This window comes from Plantibacter sp. Mn2098 (assembly GCF_049319745.1).
GTDB lineage: Bacteria > Actinomycetota > Actinomycetes > Actinomycetales > Microbacteriaceae > Plantibacter.
In genome coordinates this window covers 423,144-440,756 of sequence record NZ_JBMOUH010000002.1, presented here as the reverse complement: position 1 = coordinate 440,756, position 17,613 = coordinate 423,144, and the positions used below count along the sequence as shown (strand labels likewise).

The window sequence follows — 17,613 nt, the reverse complement described above, 5'->3', positions numbered from 1 at the left end:
GTAGTGAGACGGAGCCTGAGGCGAAGATGTCACGGTCCGATCCGGATTCGTGTTCCGCACCACGCGAGACGAGGATGTTCGGCATGACCGAGGCGGTGGCTGGAACGGGGACCGGCGCGGCGCCGAGCCTGCTCGCCCAGGCGAGCGATCGCACCCTCGTCGAGCGCTGCGTCGATGGCGACACCCGCGCATTCGAGACGATCATCACCCGATACGGCCGCATGATGAAAGCGTACGCCGTCAGACTCACCGGTTCGGGAGCCGACGCCGACGACGTGGTGCAGGAGTCGCTCATCTCCGCCTGGAAACGCATCGACACCCTCGAAGACGGTGCGATGGTGAAGAGCTGGCTGATGCGTATCGTGAGTCGGCGGGCGATCGACCTCATGCGGCAGCGACGCGATGCCGACTCAACGGACGACGTGGTCATCGAGTCCCCTGAGCAGGACGGCCCGGAGCGGAAGGCGGAGGCGTCCTCGCAACTCGACGCGCTCTCCGCAGCGCTCGACCGCCTGCCGACGGGCCAGCGACAGGCGTGGGTGCTGCGGGAGATCGGCGGGTACTCGTACGAGGAGATCGCCGAGCAGGTCGGACAGACGACGGCGAGCGTTCGTGGGAGCCTGGCACGCGCCAGAGCGACCCTCGTGAAAGAGATGGAGGTTTGGCGATGACCGACACACCCGATCCGATGGCCGGCGGCTGCGGCCACGACATCGAGACGCTCAGCGACTACCTCGACCGGGGCATGACCCCTGCCGACCCGTCGATCGACGACTCCCCGGAGTGCCAGCGGATGCTGCGTTCCCTGCGGCGGGTGCGCTCGCTCGCCGAACCGCTGCTCGAAGCCGACGTCGCCGCCGTGAAACCGCTGGAGCAGAACTGGATCCGCGGCATCATGGAGACGATCGGTCGCGAGGTGAAGGCCGGGCGCGACATCCCGTTCGCGGCGTCGGACGATGCGTCGACGCTCGTCATCACCGAGGGCACCGTGCGCGGACTGGTGCGGGACGCCGGCGACATCACCCCGGGTGTCCTGGTGGGCAAGTGCGTCCTCGACGGCGAGGTGACGCGCATCGGGGCGCCGATCGCGCTGCGGGTCACGGTGAGCGCCGTGTGGGGCAAGCCGGTGCCGTCGACGACCGACGAGCTGCGGCGCAACATCATCGCGGCGATCCGTCGTCACACCGACCTCGTGCTGACGAGTGTGGACATCGTGGTGGACGACCTGTTCATCGACGAGGGCGGGGCCGGTGGGGCTGGGGCTGGGTCCGTGGGAAACCCTGGGGCCGCCGGGAACGACGATGGGAGCATCCGATGAGCGACGACCTGCGCAGCCAGGCGACCACCCTCGACGACGTCGTCGCCGCGGTTCCGGGCGTCGCGGCGGTGTATGCGACCCAGCCGGCGCTGCTGCACGCGGCGAAGGAGACGCTCGGCGCGATCCTCGGGTCGGGCCCCGCATCGCTCGTGCTCGCGAAGGAGGCCAAGGGGGTCGTCACCGTCGAGGCGAACATCGCAGTCGCCGCCGACGCCGCGGCGCCTCAGGTGGCTTCAGCCGTCCGCGATGCCGTCCTGGCCGTCCTGCCCGAGTTGTTCCCGGGCACAGCGGATCCCGTCATCACGGTCCGCGTCACGGACGTCCGCCCCTGACCGCTCGCCCGTCCACTGGTCCGTTCGCAATTCAGGAGGGCCCTCGGCGTGTCGCCGGAAACGTCGTGATCCGGGGCCGACACGCCGGGACGCTCCTGAGTTGTGAACAGCCGCTGGGCGCGGACGGACGAGTCAGGCGGCCAGGGAGTCGCGGGGCGACGGAGCCCGCAAGGAGTCGAGCAGCGCGTGGATCGTCTGCAGCGCTGAAACGTCCACCCCGAGCTCACGGCCGCGGCGCACCAGTTCCCCGGTGATGTAGTCGTGTTCGAGTGGGCGCCCCGATCGGCGGTCCGCCTGCATCGATGAGATCGTGCCTGGCGGCAGGCCGTCGAGGTTGGCGAGCATCCACCCGTGCTCCTCCGGACCGAACTCGATGCCGGACGCGGCGGCGACCGCGAGGCCCTCGCGGAGCATCCGTTCGATCACGGGTCGCATGGCCGGGTCAGCGCACACGTCCGCCGTTCGCGAGGTCAGGGTCGTGACCGAGTTGAGCGCCGAGTTGAGGATGAGCTTCCGCCAGGACGTCGTCGCGAACGCGGGGTCGATGCGCACGGGCAGGTGCGCTCCGGCGAGCTCCGCGAACGCCTCACCGAGGGCGGTGTCCGGGACGACGACGCTGTTGAGGGCACGCAGTTCCACGAGGTCCGTTGCGGTGCGCTCCGCGACGATGAAGACCGTCGCCGGCAGCACCCGCTCGGCGGGCACCCATCGGGCGACCCGATCCGCATGTCCGATGCCGTTCTGCAGCACCGCGATCCGGGTGTCGGGTCCGACGAGCGCATCGAACCACGGCCCGGCGGATGCGACGTCCTGCGCCTTGGTCGTCACGACGATCCAGTCCACCGGTCCGATGCCGGCCGCCCGGAGCGCCTCTGGCGAACCGACCACGGTCGCGTCGACGGTCCGCGTCGCATCGCCGTCCTGCAGCAGCATCGTGCGTTCGGAACCCCGCCGGCACAGGATCACGTCCGCCGCACCGCTCAGGGCATCCGCGACGACGACACCGATGGCGCCGACGCCGACGATCGCGATGCTCGGCCTGGCCGCGGCACCCGATCCGGCGGACCCGCCAAGCCCCGTCGCGCCAGCAGCGCCACCAGCGCCGGCAGCCCGACCCTCCCCAGCCGCTCCGTCGGATCTGTCCGTCATGTCCGCATCCAACGTCGGTTCCTCCTGGTGTCTCCCCCGACCACGTGCGGTCAGAGGTCCTGCGGTCATCGCAGCCCGGCTCAGTATGCGCTTCGTATGTTTCGAAAAGATCAGCACTTCCTGAGCGCACACGGCGTCCACACAGCTGGGAGCGGCCGGTATGGCGTAAGGTTCTCCGGGCCGTCGAGCAGATCGACGGCGAGGAGGACCGTGCACAACACCACATCAGCAGTCATCGACGAGACGGGCACCCATGTGCTCGACAACGCCGCTTGGCACTCGCTCACCGGGCCGCTCGTCGGCTTCGCGACGACCGACGGGACGCGCGCTCGCCGCTTCCGCCCGGACGTCTCCCCCATGGTCGGCATCCAGTATCCGACCGATGCCGACACGTGGACCGAACTGCACGCGCTCGTCGGGAACGACGCGGTCGCGATCAGCCTCGAACCAGGCACGTCGACACCGGAGGGCTGGGACGTCCTCGACCGGTTCACCCTCCACCAGCTGACCGATGACGACGTCGCCGACTCGCTCGCCGCCATCGCCACGACCCCGCTCGACCCGTCGCTCGAACTCGTGCGACTCGGTGAGGCCGATGCGGCTGCGATGATCGAGCTCGTCGCCCGTACCGAGCCGGGCCCGTTCCTCGACCGCACGATCGAGGTCGGCGCCTACTTCGGCGTCAAGGCCGACGGCGTGCTCGTGGCCATGGCCGGCGAACGGCTGCGGCCGGCCGGTTGGACCGAGATCAGCGCCGTCTGCACAGCGCCGGAGTTCCGCGGGCGCGGGCTCGCGGCCAGGCTCGTCCTCGCCGTGACCGAGCACGTGCACAGCCGCGGCGACCGCGCCTTCCTGCACGTCATCGACGGCAACCCGGCGCAGGCGCTCTACGAACGCCTCGGATTCCGTCGGCGCGCCGACATCGAGATCACCTTTATGCAGGTGGTGGACGGCGCACGATGAGCGATCGTCGGATCCGTTCGTTCACGGAGGTCGCGCCAGGGGTGCACTTCGTGGAGGGTCCGGCATCGAACTGGACCGTGCTGACGGGAGCCGGGAGCGACCCGACCCGTGTCGAGGTCGCCCTCATCGATGCGGGGTATCCGGAGGATCTCGCCCTCGTCGACGAGTCGATCGTGCGCGCGGGCGGACGGATCGACGACCTGAGCACGATCCTCGTGACCCACGGCCACAGCGATCACATCGGGACGATCGCTCCGCTCGTCGCCCGCACGGGCGCACGGGTCCTCGGCCATGCAGCCGAGCTGCCGAACATCACCCGCGTCGAGCTGCACCAGATCGCCATCGCCGACATCCTGCCCGTGCTGTGGAAGCCGCGCATCGCCAACTGGGTGGTGCACGCCATCCGGTCCGGCGGGCTGTCGGACGTTGCCGTCGCATCGCCGGTCGCATTCGGGTCCGACGTGCAGGTGGACGGGTATGCGAGCCGCGTCGTCGCCGGGCACACGGTCCTGCAGATCCCGACCGCCGGCCATACGCCTGGCCACAACGGGTACCTCCTGCCGGAACACGGGGTGCTCATCACGGGCGATGCGATCATCACGGACCATCCGACGACGTCCGTCGCAGGTCCGCAGATCCTTCCGCCGATGTGGCATACGGACGCGCGCGAGGCGGTGCGCGCGATCGACGCGTTCGGCGATCTCGACGCGACCGTGGTGCTGCCGGGTCACGGACCGCTGTTACGTGCGACCCCCGCCGACATCGTACGTCGTGTCTCGGAGCGTCTGCACGGCCGGTGAGCGCTCCGCGCCGTCCGGTCCTTCTTCGCGAGGGGCGGCAACTTGTCGCTCGCGCGCGCTTGGAGCGACGAAATGACTCCCCTCGGCCGGGGGTCACAAGCGTCGAAATCGGCTCTTGGGGAATTCCCAGCAAAAATAACGAACTGATAACTAGCGCTCGTTACCGATCCGTTATACATTGATGGAACGTTAGTTGTTTTGCTGTGGCAACTGACGGAATGTGATTGCAGGACACTCTTGGTGCAAGGGAAATGAGAGTCGGTCGTTGAGCCTCTACGACCGACTCTCTCCCATTTAACGGTCGCCTCGACGGTCGCCCCAGAACGTCTCGGCAGGGGCCGCCTGGAGAACCGTCGCGGATACTGCCGGCGCTCTCACAGCGGGCCAGCTGCCGACATCGGTGCCACCTCTGATGCCGATGTCACCAGTCCGGACTAGATTCGGGTGACGGAGTGTTCTCTCCGTAGGAGGCAATCATGGAAGACAGACGACTCGCGGTCACGGCTTGGGAGGCGCTCTTCCGCGCCCAAGTGGATGTCATGCGTCATCTGTCGCATGAATTCCCGAATCAGGGCATCTCCCTCAACGAGTACGACGTGCTCCTGACCATGTCGCGTGAGCCGGATCGCCGCATCCGCCTCCGCGATCTGAACACGCAGGTACTGCTGTCGCAGCCGAGCATCAGCCGCCTGGTGGATCGACTCGTCGCGCGTGGATTCGTCGGCAAGTGTCCAGACCCGGACGACGGCCGCGGCACGCTCGTGCGCATGACCGACGAGGGCTACAGCGTGTTCCGGAAGGTCGCGGTGCAGCATGGGGCGTCGATCGCCGAGCGGGTGAGCACAGCGCTCAGCCCGGAGGAGATGAGCACACTCGCCGCCCTCAGCAACAAGCTGCGCGGCAGCTGACGAGCGCGATCCTCGTGCACGCCTGACTCCTGCTGTCAGCGGCAGACGCCACCCGGATGACGACTCCACCGTCATGTCCGATTTCCGCTCGTCCGAGGGTGGATCAGGTGCGAGACTCGAAGCATGGACTTCGACGAACGCTACCGCGCCATCCAGGCGAAGGACACCCGGTTCGACGGCCAATTCATCACCGCCGTCCGCACGACAGGCATCTATTGCCGCCCGTCCTGCCCAGCACGGACCCCACAACCACAGAACGTCACCTTCTACGCGACGAGTGCCGCAGCGCATGAGGCCGGCTATCGGGCGTGCAAACGATGCCTCCCGGAAGCCGTCCCCGGAACACCGGACTGGAACCTCCGCAACGACCTCGCAGCCCGCGCGATGCGACTCATCGCCGACGGGGTCGTCGAGCGTGACGGCGTTCCCGGCCTGGCCGCGAACCTCGGCTATTCGAGCCGCCACCTGACGCGCATCCTGACCCAGGAACTCGGCGCCGGACCACTCGCCCTGGCTCGTGCGCACCGCGCCCACAGTGCCCGCAGCCTGCTGACCGGGACCGAACTGCCGTTCGGCGACATCGCGTTCGCCGCCGGGTTCTCCTCGATCCGGCAGTTCAACGACACCATCAGCGAGGTGTTCGAGCTGACCCCGGGACAACTGAGGGCGAAGCATCGCCGCACCCCGTCCGTCGAACCGGGAACGATCCAGTTGTCTCTGCCGTATCGGAAGCCGTTCAACGCTGCGGGGGTCTTCGCGTGGCTGGCGCCGCGGGCCGTCGCCGGCGTCGAGGAGGCCGGCCCGGATCGGTACTCGCGGCTGCTCGCGCTGCCGGGCGGTACGGCGTGGTTCGAGGTCCGCGAGGAGCATGGCGCCCTCACCCTCACCGCCGAAGTCGCTGACCTGTCCGACCTGCCGGTACTCGTCTCCCGTGTCCGCCGACTGTTCGACCTCGATGCTGACCCGCAGGCGATCGATGCGGCCATCGGTGCGGATCCACGGCTCGCCGCATCGGTCCGGGAGACGCCCGGCATCCGCCTGCCGGGAGCCGTGAGCGCGCCGGAGATGCTGTTCCGCGCGATCATCGGACAACAGATCACGGTCGCCGCGGCCCGCACGGCGCTCAGCAGGCTCACCGAGGCGGTCGGCGACACGGTCGAGGCGCGGCACGGACTCAGCAGGCTGTTCCCGACCGCCGCACAGATCGCCGAGGGCGGTCGAGACGCCCTGGTCGGTCCGAAGGCGCGGATCAACACCATCATCGGTGTAGCCGAGGCCCTCGCGAGCGGGGAGCTGACCATCGGCTTCGGTGACGACCGGACCGCGCTCCGCGACCGGTTGATGGCGCTCAAGGGCATCGGCCCGTGGACCGCCGATTACGTCAGCATGCGCATGCTCGGCAACCCCGATGTCTTCCTGCCTGGCGACGTCGCCGTCCGGACCGGCGCGAAACGACTCGGCCTCCCGGAAGACCCGCTGCCGCTCACCGTCGAAGCGTCTGGGTTCGCTCCCTGGCGGTCCTATCTGTGCCTGCACCTGTGGAAGGCGGCGGCGATGCCTGCGGCAGCACGCGCAGCCGAGAGCACGCCGCCTGCTCCCACAACATCACCACACTCCTCTGCCATCGAGAAAGGCAACCGATCATGACCAGCACCAAGACCATCCACCAGACCATCAGCACACCGGACGGCCCGTTCACGATCATCGCTCGGGCGGAGGACGGCGCCGTGCTGGCTTCCGGCTGGAGCGATGACGTCCAGGTGATGCTCGACCGCATCCGCCCGGCCGACCGACCCGCGTCCAGCGCGCCCGGCGAGATCGCGGCGAGCGAAGCGGTCGAGGCCTACTACGCCGGCGATCTCTCCGCGATCGACGATGTGCTCGTCGCCCAGTCCGGCGGCCCGTTCCGGACCCACGCGTGGTCCGTGCTCCGGACGATCGAGCCGGGGAAGCCGCTGACCTACTCGGAGTTCGCCGTGGCATCGGGGCGGCCCTCTGCCGTTCGGGCCGCCGCGAGCGCCTGCGCGACGAACGCTCCGGCGCTGTTCGTTCCGTGCCATCGGGTGCTGCGCACCGACGGGTCGCTCGGCGGGTTCGCCTGGGGCCTCGACGTGAAGCGCTCGCTCCTCGCCCGTGAGGCGTCCCTCGCGCTCCAGCCCGACTGAGGGCCGCCCGCCTGAGCCAGTCGCCCCGGTCCAGCCACGTCCAGCCCCACGCCCACCCACTGTTCGCAATTCCGGAACTCCTGTGACACGAGTGACGAAGCAACCGCTTTCCAGCTCTGCCATGCGCATTCCCGCCTCAGAGTTCCGGAATTGCGAACAGGGAAGGGTGGCTCGCGTAGGCTGACGGGATGGCCGAATCTCCAACGATCGTCTGGTTCCGCGACGACCTCCGGCTCGCCGACAACCCGGCGCTGCACGCCGCGATCGAGATCGGCGCACCGATCATCTGCCTGTACGTCCTCGAAGAGGACACCAACGGGCTGCGACCGCACGGCGGAGCATCGCGCTGGTGGCTGCACGGCAGCCTCGAAGCGCTCGGGGCGGACATCCGCGGTCTCGGCGGCACACTGGTCCTTCGACGAGGCGATGCTGCGCAGATTCTCGACGACCTCGTCACCGAGACCGGCGCGGCCGCCGCACTCTGGAACCGTCGCTACGGTGGCGCGGAACGCGACCTCGACACCCGGATCAAGACATCACTGCGAGACCGCGGTCTCGACGTCCGCAGCTTCTCGGCGACGCTCCTGGCCGAACCGTGGGAGATCACCACGGGACAGGGCAATCCGTACGCCGTGTTCACGCCGTTCTGGAACGCATGCCTCACCCGGCATACGACGAATCCGCCGCGCCATCCGATCGCCGAACCGTCGCAGATCACCGCTCCAACGGCTGCCGCCGACATCGCGAGCGACGACCTCGACGCCTGGGCACTGCGCCCGACCCGCCCCGACTGGGCCGGTGGCCTCCGCGACCTCTGGACACCGGGCGAAGCCGGCGCGCACGAACGCCTGGCGGACTTCATCGACGGGGAGATCATCGGATACGCGGAAAATCGCGACATCCCCGCGAAACCCGCGACATCACGACTGTCCCCGCACCTGCGCTTCGGTGAGATCAGCCCCAACCAGATCTGGTGGGCCGCGAAAGACGGCGGACGACGACTCGGCGATGACGGCGCCGTGTTCCTGAAGGAAGTTGGCTGGCGCGAATTCGCGCACCACTGCCTCTACGCGTTCCCGGCGCTCGCCACCGACAACTGGCGATCGACCTTCGACGCGTTCCCCTGGCCGGACGTCGACGAAGAAGCCTTCGAAGCATGGACGATGGGGCGCACCGGCATTCCGATGGTCGACGCCGGCATGCGCGAACTCTGGCACACCGGCACGATGCACAACCGCGTGCGCATGGTCGTCGCCTCGTTCCTCACGAAAAATCTCCTCATCCACTGGCGCCGCGGCGAAGAATGGTTCTGGGACACCCTCGTGGACGCCGACCCGGCATCGAACCCGTTCAACTGGCAGTGGGTCGCCGGGAGTGGGGCCGATGCTGCGCCGTACTTCCGCGTCTTCAACCCCGAACGGCAGCGCGAGCGGTTCGACGGCGACGGCGCCTACATCCGGCGGTGGATCCCGGAGCTCGGCACCATGGCGTACCCGCAGCCGATCGTCGACCTCGCGACGACCCGGCAGGCGGCGTTGGCGGCGTACAAGCAGGTGTAGGCCCTTCGACAGGCTCAGGGACCGGCGATACGGGCGGGCCCTTCGACAAGCTCAGGGACCGAGCGTGGTTCACGTAACGCCAGAAGCCGGTCGCTGAGCCTGTCGAAGCGTGCGACGTGGGCCCTTCGACAAGCTCAGGGACCGGGCGTGGTTCACGTGACGCCAGAAGCCGGTCGCTGAGCCTGTCGAAGCGTGCGACGTAGGCCCTTCGACAAGCTCAGGGACCGGGCGTGGTTCACGTGACGCCAGAAGCCGGTCGCTGAGCTTGTCGAAGCGTGCGACGTGGGCCCTTCGACAAGCTCAGGGACCGAGCGTGGTTCACGTAACGCCAGAAGCCGGTCGCTGAGCTTGTCGAAGCGTGCGACGTAGGCCCTTCGACAAGCTCAGGGACCGGGACGAGGACCGGGGCTCAGCGCGGACGGAAGAGGCCCTGACGCTGGGCGGCGGCGATGGCGGACGAACGGTTCGTGACATCGAGCTTTGTGTAGATGTGCGCGAGATGCGACTTGATCGTCGTCTCACTGACGTGCAGCCGCGCCGCGATCGCGAGGTTCGTGAGCCCTTCGGCCACTTTCGCGAGCACCTCGATCTCCCGCGCACTCAACGCCGTCTGCGGCGCGCTCACCCGCGCGACGAGCCGTGTCGCGACGGCCGGCCCCAGCACCGATCGCCCGGCGACGGCAGACCGGATCGCCGCAACGAGATCATCCGGGGGCGAGTCCTTCAGCAGGTACCCCGCCGCCCCCGCCTCGATCGCACCGAGGATGTCCGCATCGGAATCGTAATTCGTCAACACGAGGACGCGCGGGGATCCGGCGGCCGAGGCGATGACACGGGTCGCCTCGATCCCGGACATCCCGTCCCCGAAGCTCAGATCCATCAGCACGAGGTCGGGAACAGGACGTCCGTCGGCGCCGTGCAACGCGAGCTCGATCGCGTCCTCCGCCGTCGCAGCCTCACCGATCACGTCGAGATCGTGCACCGTTCCGAGCACGGCACGGAGGCCGGCTCGCACGATGGGGTGGTCGTCGGCGATGACGATGCGGATCGTCGGCACGGCGGGGCCGTCAGCGCCCTCGGCCGCCCGGTCCCCCATCGTCGCATCCTCGCTCATGCCGCCTCCTCGAATCGTGCCGTCACGGTCGTCCCCTGCCCCGGTTCGCTGCGGAGGTCGAGCGATCCGCCCAGTTCCTCGATCCGCTGCCGCATCGCGACGAGCCCGAACGACCCGCCGGCTGTCCGCTCGCCGGCCCCGCCGATGACCGCCGGTTCGAAGCCGATCCCGTCGTCGTCGACATCGAGGATCACCTCGGAGTCCAGGTAGCTGAGCGTGATGTCCGCGCGGGATGCCTCCGCGTGGCGGACGGCGTTGGACACGGCGCTCTGGGCGACCCGCAGGAGGCACGTCTGCACCGAGGTGCTGAGGTCGATGGGGTCACCCGTCACCGTGAAGGAGACGACGGGACCGCCCTGCGCCGTGGTCGTTGCGGCCAGCCGGGACAGCGCGTCGGCGATCGTGCTTCCCGCGAGGGCCGGCGGGCTGAGCTCGTCGATGAGGCCGCGGGTCTCCGTGAGCGCCGTGGCGGCCGCGGCCCTTGCACCGCGCAGGTGGACTGCAGCACGGGTGGGGTCGGTCTCGGCATCACGTTCGGCGGCGTGCAGGAGGAGCTGGATGCTCGACAGCGCCTGCGCGACGGTGTCGTGGATGTCGCGGGCGAGGCGCTCGCGTTCGGCCAGCTTCCCGGCCTCCCGCTCGGTCGCCGCGAGCTGTTCACGGGTGGCGACGAGTTCGACGATGAGCCGTTCGCGCGCCTCCGCCTCCCGCGCGAGCGCCTGGTAGCCGAGCCCGATCGCGACCGCCACGGCGGCGCCGACGATCGGCCCGACGACCCCGCCGAGGCTGAACCCGGAGTGCGCACCGATCGCGATGATCGCTGCGGCGGTCGCCGCGAGCACCGCGACGACCGCGACCGGCCAGCGCAGCAGGTGCAGGTAGAGGAAGAACAGCGGGAAGACGAGGTACGCCGCATCCGGGCTGAGGAACACGAGGGCGATCCACTCGATGCTGAGGACGGCGAGCCAGACGCCGATGACGATGCGGCCTGTGCGGCCGGTACGGGGCATCGTGGACCCGTCAGCGTCGGTACCGTCGCCGTTCGTGTTTCCGCCGCCACCGACTTCGTCAGCTCCCGCTCCCCCGCGCCCCCGCCGACCCCGCCGCGCCCGCGCGCCGAACACCGCCCCGAGGACGTGGGTCGCGAGCATCACCGCGGTCAGCACGATCGACAGCACCGAGTACGGGCCGGGGACCAGGATCGCCCGCACCACGACAACGAGTGCCAGCGCGACGAACAGCACGTGCAGACCCGCGTTCAACGCCGTGAACACGGGGCTGAGGGCCGAATGGTCCGCCTGCGCTCTCCTCGCCCCGAGGGCGCCGCCTGGCACCGATTGCGTCATCCGCCCAGCGTACGGTGCGCCGGGCGGAAACGGATCGTCCAAAAGGTGGAAGGAACCCTCCATACTCCCGCCGCCGGAGAGCATCATCCCGGCCGATGCCGGCGGTGCGCCGCACGGGGAGGCTTGAAGCGTGCACCACCAGACCGGATCCGCCGGCCTGCGGACGGGTGCATCGAGGAGGTTCCATGTTCGTCGCCTGGCGTGACATGCGATTCGCGACCGGACGGTTCGTGCTGATCGGCGCGGTCGTTACACTCATCACCCTGCTCGTGGGGTTCCTCAGCGGGTTGACCGCCGGGCTCGCGAACCAGAACATCTCGGCGGTGACGGGACTCGGCGCCAGCAGCATCGTCTTCTCTGCGCCTGCCGACGGTGAGCAGGCGAGCTTCTCGGACTCCGCGGTGACCGCGGACATGGCATCCGATTGGGCCGCCGTGCCCGGTGTGGAGCGTGCCGAGCCCATCGGGATCACGCAGACACGGCTCGAGACGCCCGATGCGCGCACGTCCGTCTCGCTCTTCGGCGTCGAGCCGTCGTTCGGACACGATGCGCCGACCGCATCTGGGCAGCTCCGACTGAGCGCCGCCGCCGCGAAGGAACTCAAGGTCACAGCCGGGGACGAAGTGTCCATCGGCGCGAAGCAGTTCACCGTCGAATCCGTCGGCGACGACGCGTGGTACAGCCACACGCCGGTCGTCTGGATGAGTGCGACGGACTGGCGGACGATGGCGGCAGCGACCTCCGGAGTCGCCGCGGGCAGTGCCGGCGCGCCGTTCGCCACCGTGCTCGCCGTGTTCGGGAATCCGACCGGCGCCACTGCGACCGCAGCCGACGCCCAGGCCGGCACCGTCTCGAAGTCGGTGCTCCCCGCGCTCATGGCGATCGGTTCGTTCCGATCCGAGATCGGGTCACTCCTCCTGATGGTGGCGATGCTGTTCGGCATCTCCGCGCTGGTGATCGGCGCGTTCTTCACGGTCTGGACCATCCAGCGCCGCGGTGACGTCGCGATCCTGAAAGCGCTCGGTGCGACGACCCGTCGGCTCACGACCGATGCGCTCGGGCAGGCACTCGTCCTCCTCATCGTGGGCGTGGGCGTCGGGATCGGGCTCACCGCCCTGCTGGGGTCGCTCGCGGGGACGGCGCTGCCGTTTGTGCTGAGTCCGCTCACGACCCTCGTCCCCGGCGTGATCATGGTGGTCCTCGGGCTCGCGGGCGCGGCGTTCGCGCTCCGGTCCATCCTCACGGCCGACCCGCTCACCGCCCTCGGCGGCAACCGATGAGCGCCCGTCCCCGGTCCCTGAGCTTGTCGAAGGGCCCCACCCACCCCCGGTCCCAGACCCTGTCCCACCCCCGGTCCCTGAGCTTGTCGAAGGGCCCCACCCCAGGAGGCACCCGATGATCCAACTGACCGACGTCACCCTCACCTTCCCCGACGGCGATTCCACCGTCACCGCCGTCGACCGTGTGAGCCTCACCGTCCCGCCGGGCACGGTCGCAGCCCTCACCGGCCCGTCCGGCTCCGGTAAGTCGAGCGTTCTCGCCGTCACGGCGTCGCTCATCCGGCCGGACAGCGGCACCGTCGAGGTCGCGGGCATCGATGTCACGGGCTTGGATCGCGGGGCGGCAGCCGAATTCCGACGCTCGACCCTCGGCATCGTGTTCCAGCAGTCGAACCTGATCCCGTCACTCACGGCACTCGAACAGTTGACGGTGATGAACGAGCTGGGCGGGCGCGGCAGTCGTGGCCGGCGCGCTGCTGTTCGAACCAGGGCGCTGGATCTGTTGAACGAGGTCGGGCTGAGCGCACATGCCGGCAAGCGTCCCCATCAGTTGTCGGGAGGCCAGCGTCAGCGGGTCAACGTCGCCCGGGCACTGATGGGCGAACCGGCCGCGCTCGTGGTGGACGAGCCGACGAGTGCGCTCGATCACGAGCGCGGGTCGGCGATCATCGACCTCATCCTGCGGTTGACCGAGGAGGCGCACACGTCGACGCTGCTCGTCACGCACGACCGGTCGCACCTTTCGCGGATGGATCAGGTGCTCACGATGCAGGATGGTGCGCTCGTCGCCGCTGTCGAGGACGAGGACGTGCTCGTCGCCGCGGGGCGCTGAGCGGCGACCCGGGTCGCTGAGCCCGTCGAAGCGCAACACCCAGGACCCTTCGACAAGCTCAGGGACCGAAGCCACCACACGCAAAAGCCCGGCCGCTGAGCTTGTCGAAGCGCAGGACACAGGACCCTTCGACAAGCTCAGGGACCGAAGGCTCCACACCCGAAAAACCCGGCCGCTGAGCTTGTCGAAGCGCAGGACCCAGAACCCTTCGACAAGCTCAGGGACCGAAGCCACCACACGCGAAAGCCCGGTCGCTGAGCTTGTCGAAGCGCAGGAAGCAGGACCCTTCGACAGGCTCAGGGACCGGTGGCGGCCAGCCTCGCCAGCGGATCGGCGAAGAACGCCTCCTCGTGCGCCGCCGAGACGAGGAACGCACGCCGCATCCGCTCACGGCCCGCAGAGTCGGCACGTGCAGCAGCCGCCCCGGCGATGTCGATGGCCCGCTGATTCGAGACCGCGAACGCCGGATCCGCGTACGTGTCCAACCAGCCCGCGAACGGGTGCTCCGGATGCGACCGCGTCACGAGCCGCTCACCGAGGTCCTGATAGATCCAGTAGCACGGCAGGAGCGCCGCGACGACGAGGCCGTAGTCGGTGCTCCTCGCCGCCGTCAGGAGATGTGACAGGTAGGCGGCCGTGACAGGTGTCGGTTCGACGCGTATACCGCTGGCGGCATGTTCAGCCAGCCAGGTCCGGTGCAGCTCCATCTCCGCGACGATCGAGCCGCTCGCGCCCTCCGCCCAGAACACCTGCTCTTCGGTCGTCGGCGCCAACTGGCTCGCCCGGGCGAGGACCCGCGCGTACTCGCGCAGGTAGATCGCGTCCTGCGCGAGATAGTGGGTGAAGGCCCCTGCGTCGAGGGTGCCGTCGCCCAACCCGAGGATGAACGGTGACTCGTCGATGCGCCGACGCACCGGCTCGACGTCATCCCACCAGGCGTCGGTGATCGATGCGGGAGCAACAGCGGCATCGGTCTCATCCAGCCGATGCCCGTCGAGGTCGAGAGCGCGACCGAGCGCATCCGCTTCTCCGATCCCGGCCGCGTCCCAAAGCTCGGCGAAGTGGTTGATCGGTCCGTTGCCGGACCCGACCACGAGCTCGTCGGCACGCGCGAGCGCCCCGGTGAGCCAGCGCTTCGCGTCGTCGAGGGCTCTCGTCCAATCGCCGTCGCGAGCGACGAGGGTCGCGATCGCACTCGACAGCGAACACCCGGTGCCGTGCGTGTTGGATGTCTCCACCCGGGCACCGACGATCTCGACGACCTGCTGGTCCCGGTCGTCGCCGAGACGGCCCGCGGCATCGACCAGGGCATCCGGCGATGACGTGCCGCCCAGGTGTCCGCCCTTCACCAGGACGATGACGCCGTGCTCGCGTGACAGGGCGAGCGCCTGATCGAGCGCGGTCGCCCAGTCGGTGGCGATCGGCGCGCCTGCCAGGACGGCGAGCTCCGGGAGGTTCGGGGTCACGAGGTCGACCATGGGAAGCAGCGCCCGCACGGCCGCCTCTGCGTCGGCGCGCAGCAGCCGGTCTCCGCTCGTCGCGACCATCACGGGATCGAGCACGATGGGCCCGGTCGCCGATGCGCGCAACCAGGCGCGGACCTCGTCCACCACCTCGACGCTGCCGAGCATGCCGATCTTGACCGCGTCGATCACGACGTCATCGCTCACGGCATCGAGCTGCTCGCGGAGGAACGACACGGGCGGTGTGTGGACGCTGCGGACGCCGTGGGTGTTCTGGGCGACAAGTGCCGTCACGACCGCCATGCCGTAGCCGCCGTTCGCGGCGATGCTCTTGAGGTCCGCCTGGATGCCGGCGCCGCCTGTCGGGTCGGTGCCGGCGATGCTGAGGATGCGCGGGGTGCGCGCTCGCGACACCGTCGAGCCGTTGGGGCCCCTCGACAGGCTCAGGGACCGGGCGGCGGGCAGGGGTCGGGCGGCTGCGTCACTCATAGGAGCGCCTCCGTCCAGGCGGCGCGGAAGGCGGCAGCCGCGGCCGTGGGGTCGTCGGCCGCACAGATCGCGGACACCACGGCGAGCCCTGCAGCACCCGCGGAGCGCAGCGCGGCCGTGTCGGACAGTGCGACACCGCCGATCGCGACGCACGGCAACGCCGTTGATGCGGCGAGCGCCCGGAAGCCCTCGATCCCGAGCGGTGCAGGGTGGTCCGGTTTGGTGCTCGTCGGTCGGATGACACCGACACCGAGATAGTCGACGGTCCCGGCCGGGAGCGCCGCGACGTCCGCGAAGTGCGCCGGCGTGTTCGCGGTGAGGCCGAGGATCGCATCCGGCCCGATGATTCGTCGCGTCTCGAGTACCGGCAGATCGCTCTGCCCGATGTGGACGCCGTCGACCCGCGCCCCGGCGGCTCGGGCGGCGAGGAACACGTCCACCCGGTCGTCGACGAACAGCAGCGCACGACCGGCGATGGCGGCGCTGGCCGCAACCGTCAACTCGAACAGCTCACGCGCCGTCCCCGACTTCTCCCGCAGTTGGATCGCGGTGGCGCCGCCGTCGACGGCACGCCCCACAACATCGAGGACCCCGCACGATCCACTCAGGGACGCATCGGTGACGAGGTACGTCGAAAGCGCGTCGGCGTCCATTCGCACTCCCCCGGTCCCTGAGCCCGTCGAAGGGCCCACCGTCCCCGCACCCACATCGAGTCCCGCCCCGCCGGTCCCTGAGCCTGTCGAAGGGCCCGGAACCACCGCTACCCCGGCACGCCCCACCCGGTCCCCGTCGAAGGACACCCCGTTCGCAGCGTCATCCCCACCCGTCCGGCTCACGCGATGACCGCCATCCGCCGCACGGTATCGGCGTCGACGGTCGACAAACGGTCGAGGAACGCGATTGCGAAGCTGCCCGGCCCACGGGATTCCGATGCCGCAAGCTCGGCGGCGATCGTGTAGACGGTCGTCGCGGCAACGGTCGTGACGAGTCGGTCGTCGTCGAGCGACGCGAACGCCGCCATGACCGAGCCGAGCGCGCATCCACCGCCCGTCACCGCAGTGAGCCAGACGTGTCCGTTGCTCGTGCGGACGACGCGTTCTCCGTCGGTGATGACATCGGTCGGGCCGGACACCGCGACCACGGAACCGGCACGACGAGCGATGGCGCGGGCCGCGTCGAGCGCGCTCTCCGCGGTGTCCGTCGCGTCCACGCCGCGGCCACCCGCTCCGAGGCCGGCGAGCGCGATGATCTCCGAGGCGTTCCCCCTCACGATCGTCGGGCGGAGGTCCAGCAGCTGGGATGCGAGGGCGGTGCGGACGGGCAGGAACCCGATCGCGACCGGGTCGAGGACCCAGGGCGTCCCCGCGTCGGCGGCTGCGGCGGCCGCTTCGAGCATCGCCTCCCGCGGTTCGGCATGCGGGGTGCCGAGGTTGATGAGCACCCCGGAGGCGATGCGCGCGAACGGGCCGGCCTCGGTCGGGATGTCGACCATCGCCGGCGCAGCGCCGAGCGCGAGGAGGATGTTCGCGGTGAAGTTGGTGACCACGGCGTTGGTGATCGACTGCACAAGCGGCGTGCGCGAGCGCAGCTCCTCGAGGAGGGTCGCCGCGCGTTCGGCGAGGGCCGCCGGATCGACGACACCACCCCCTGCGACGGCATCGGTGGACGGGTGGGCAGACTGCTGCGGTGTGCGAATGCTCATCCGCGACATCCCTTCGCTAGTACGAACTAGATCAGGTTCGACGGGTGTGTTCTCAGCCCGTGTCGCATCGCGACGGGCACCCCGTGTCACTCGCCACCACCATAGCGCGTGGCGCCGTGTGCGAAGATCGGTGGCCCGACAAACGCGGCCGGGCACGCAGACCGGGAGGTTCTGTCCGACGACCGGGCACGAG

General features: G+C 69.5%; 17 protein-coding genes and 1 riboswitch. Of the genes, 11 read left to right on the top strand and 6 right to left on the bottom strand.

Going from position 1 to position 17,613, the window contains the following annotated elements:
- Nucleotides 1-83 precede the first annotated feature (83 nt).
- Genes ACL9RL_RS04830 through ACL9RL_RS04820 form a run of 3 tightly spaced genes read left to right on the top strand, consistent with a single transcriptional unit; the run spans nucleotide 84 to nucleotide 1,650 of the window.
- On the top strand, nucleotides 84-671 hold the full coding sequence (locus tag ACL9RL_RS04830; RefSeq protein ID WP_422779076.1) for an RNA polymerase sigma factor: 588 nt from the start codon (nucleotides 84-86) through the stop codon (nucleotides 669-671).
- Nucleotides 668-1,318 carry a hypothetical protein gene (locus ACL9RL_RS04825; protein WP_422779075.1) on the top strand — a complete coding sequence of 217 codons (651 nt, stop codon included), beginning with the start codon at nucleotides 668-670 and terminating at the stop codon, nucleotides 1,316-1,318. Before ACL9RL_RS04830 ends, ACL9RL_RS04825 begins: the two co-directional genes overlap by 4 nt.
- Nucleotides 1,315-1,650: a hypothetical protein gene (locus ACL9RL_RS04820; RefSeq protein ID WP_422779074.1), complete on the top strand. Its 336-nt coding sequence runs from the start codon at nucleotides 1,315-1,317 to the stop codon at nucleotides 1,648-1,650. Before ACL9RL_RS04825 ends, ACL9RL_RS04820 begins: the two co-directional genes overlap by 4 nt.
- A 132-nt stretch (nucleotides 1,651-1,782) precedes the next feature.
- On the opposite strand, the gene ACL9RL_RS04815 is transcribed toward ACL9RL_RS04820, so the two are convergent.
- A complete protein-coding gene (locus ACL9RL_RS04815) occupies nucleotides 1,783-2,799 on the bottom strand; it encodes a ketopantoate reductase family protein (RefSeq protein ID WP_422779073.1) in 1,017 nt (338 codons plus the stop codon).
- 210 nt (nucleotides 2,800-3,009) lie between these two features.
- On the opposite strand from ACL9RL_RS04815, the gene ACL9RL_RS04810 reads away from it, so the two are divergent.
- The 6 genes from ACL9RL_RS04810 (at nucleotide 3,010) to ACL9RL_RS04785 (ending at nucleotide 9,194) form a co-directional block, all read left to right on the top strand.
- Nucleotides 3,010-3,762, top strand: a complete 753-nt coding sequence (locus ACL9RL_RS04810; protein ID WP_422779072.1) for a GNAT family N-acetyltransferase — start codon at nucleotides 3,010-3,012, stop codon at nucleotides 3,760-3,762.
- On the top strand, nucleotides 3,759-4,562 hold the full coding sequence (locus tag ACL9RL_RS04805) for an MBL fold metallo-hydrolase (RefSeq protein WP_422779071.1): 804 nt from the start codon (nucleotides 3,759-3,761) through the stop codon (nucleotides 4,560-4,562). Before ACL9RL_RS04810 ends, ACL9RL_RS04805 begins: the two co-directional genes overlap by 4 nt.
- Before the next feature lie 476 nt (nucleotides 4,563-5,038).
- Nucleotides 5,039-5,470, top strand: coding sequence for a MarR family winged helix-turn-helix transcriptional regulator (locus tag ACL9RL_RS04800; RefSeq protein ID WP_422779070.1), 432 nt, complete (start codon nucleotides 5,039-5,041; stop codon nucleotides 5,468-5,470).
- A gap of 123 nt (nucleotides 5,471-5,593) precedes the next feature.
- The gene (locus ACL9RL_RS04795; protein ID WP_422779069.1) at nucleotides 5,594-7,117 is read left to right on the top strand and encodes an AlkA N-terminal domain-containing protein; all 1,524 of its coding nucleotides are present in this window, start codon (nucleotides 5,594-5,596) and stop codon (nucleotides 7,115-7,117) included.
- A complete protein-coding gene (locus tag ACL9RL_RS04790; RefSeq protein WP_422779068.1) occupies nucleotides 7,114-7,635 on the top strand; it encodes a methylated-DNA--[protein]-cysteine S-methyltransferase in 522 nt (173 codons plus the stop codon). The genes ACL9RL_RS04795 and ACL9RL_RS04790 overlap by 4 nt, the downstream gene beginning before the upstream one ends.
- Before the next feature lie 188 nt (nucleotides 7,636-7,823).
- Nucleotides 7,824-9,194 (top strand): cryptochrome/photolyase family protein, encoded by a 1,371-nt coding sequence (locus tag ACL9RL_RS04785; protein ID WP_422779067.1) that lies wholly within the window; start codon nucleotides 7,824-7,826, stop codon nucleotides 9,192-9,194.
- A 409-nt stretch (nucleotides 9,195-9,603) separates the two neighbouring features.
- Here the strand turns inward: ACL9RL_RS04785 and ACL9RL_RS04780 are convergent, their stop codons facing one another.
- Nucleotides 9,604-10,290, bottom strand: a complete 687-nt coding sequence (locus tag ACL9RL_RS04780) for a response regulator (protein ID WP_422779216.1) — start codon at nucleotides 10,288-10,290, stop codon at nucleotides 9,604-9,606.
- A 14-nt stretch (nucleotides 10,291-10,304) separates the two neighbouring features.
- Nucleotides 10,305-11,654, bottom strand: coding sequence for a sensor histidine kinase (locus tag ACL9RL_RS04775; protein ID WP_422779066.1), 1,350 nt, complete (start codon nucleotides 11,652-11,654; stop codon nucleotides 10,305-10,307).
- Between the two features lie 185 nt (nucleotides 11,655-11,839).
- Here ACL9RL_RS04775 and ACL9RL_RS04770 point away from each other — a divergent pair, with 185 nt between their 5' ends.
- Nucleotides 11,840-12,934 carry an ABC transporter permease gene (locus tag ACL9RL_RS04770; protein ID WP_422779065.1) on the top strand — a complete coding sequence of 365 codons (1,095 nt, stop codon included), beginning with the start codon at nucleotides 11,840-11,842 and terminating at the stop codon, nucleotides 12,932-12,934.
- Nucleotides 12,935-13,049: 115 nt separating this feature from the next.
- A complete protein-coding gene (locus tag ACL9RL_RS04765; RefSeq protein WP_422779064.1) occupies nucleotides 13,050-13,766 on the top strand; it encodes an ABC transporter ATP-binding protein in 717 nt (238 codons plus the stop codon).
- 296 nt (nucleotides 13,767-14,062) lie between these two features.
- Here the strand turns inward: ACL9RL_RS04765 and ACL9RL_RS04760 are convergent, their stop codons facing one another.
- From ACL9RL_RS04760 to thiM, 3 genes are all read right to left on the bottom strand, one after another.
- Nucleotides 14,063-15,718 (bottom strand): bifunctional hydroxymethylpyrimidine kinase/phosphomethylpyrimidine kinase, encoded by a 1,656-nt coding sequence (locus tag ACL9RL_RS04760; RefSeq protein ID WP_422779063.1) that lies wholly within the window; start codon nucleotides 15,716-15,718, stop codon nucleotides 14,063-14,065.
- Nucleotides 15,715-16,371, bottom strand: coding sequence for a thiamine phosphate synthase (thiE, locus tag ACL9RL_RS04755; RefSeq protein WP_422779062.1), 657 nt, complete (start codon nucleotides 16,369-16,371; stop codon nucleotides 15,715-15,717). The genes ACL9RL_RS04760 and thiE overlap by 4 nt, the downstream gene beginning before the upstream one ends.
- A 179-nt stretch (nucleotides 16,372-16,550) precedes the next feature.
- Nucleotides 16,551-17,429, bottom strand: a complete 879-nt coding sequence (thiM, locus tag ACL9RL_RS04750) for a hydroxyethylthiazole kinase (protein ID WP_422779061.1) — start codon at nucleotides 17,427-17,429, stop codon at nucleotides 16,551-16,553.
- A riboswitch (TPP riboswitch) is annotated at nucleotides 17,412-17,514 on the bottom strand. Its footprint overlaps the gene before it by 18 nt.
- Between the last annotated feature and the right edge of the window lie 99 nt (nucleotides 17,515-17,613).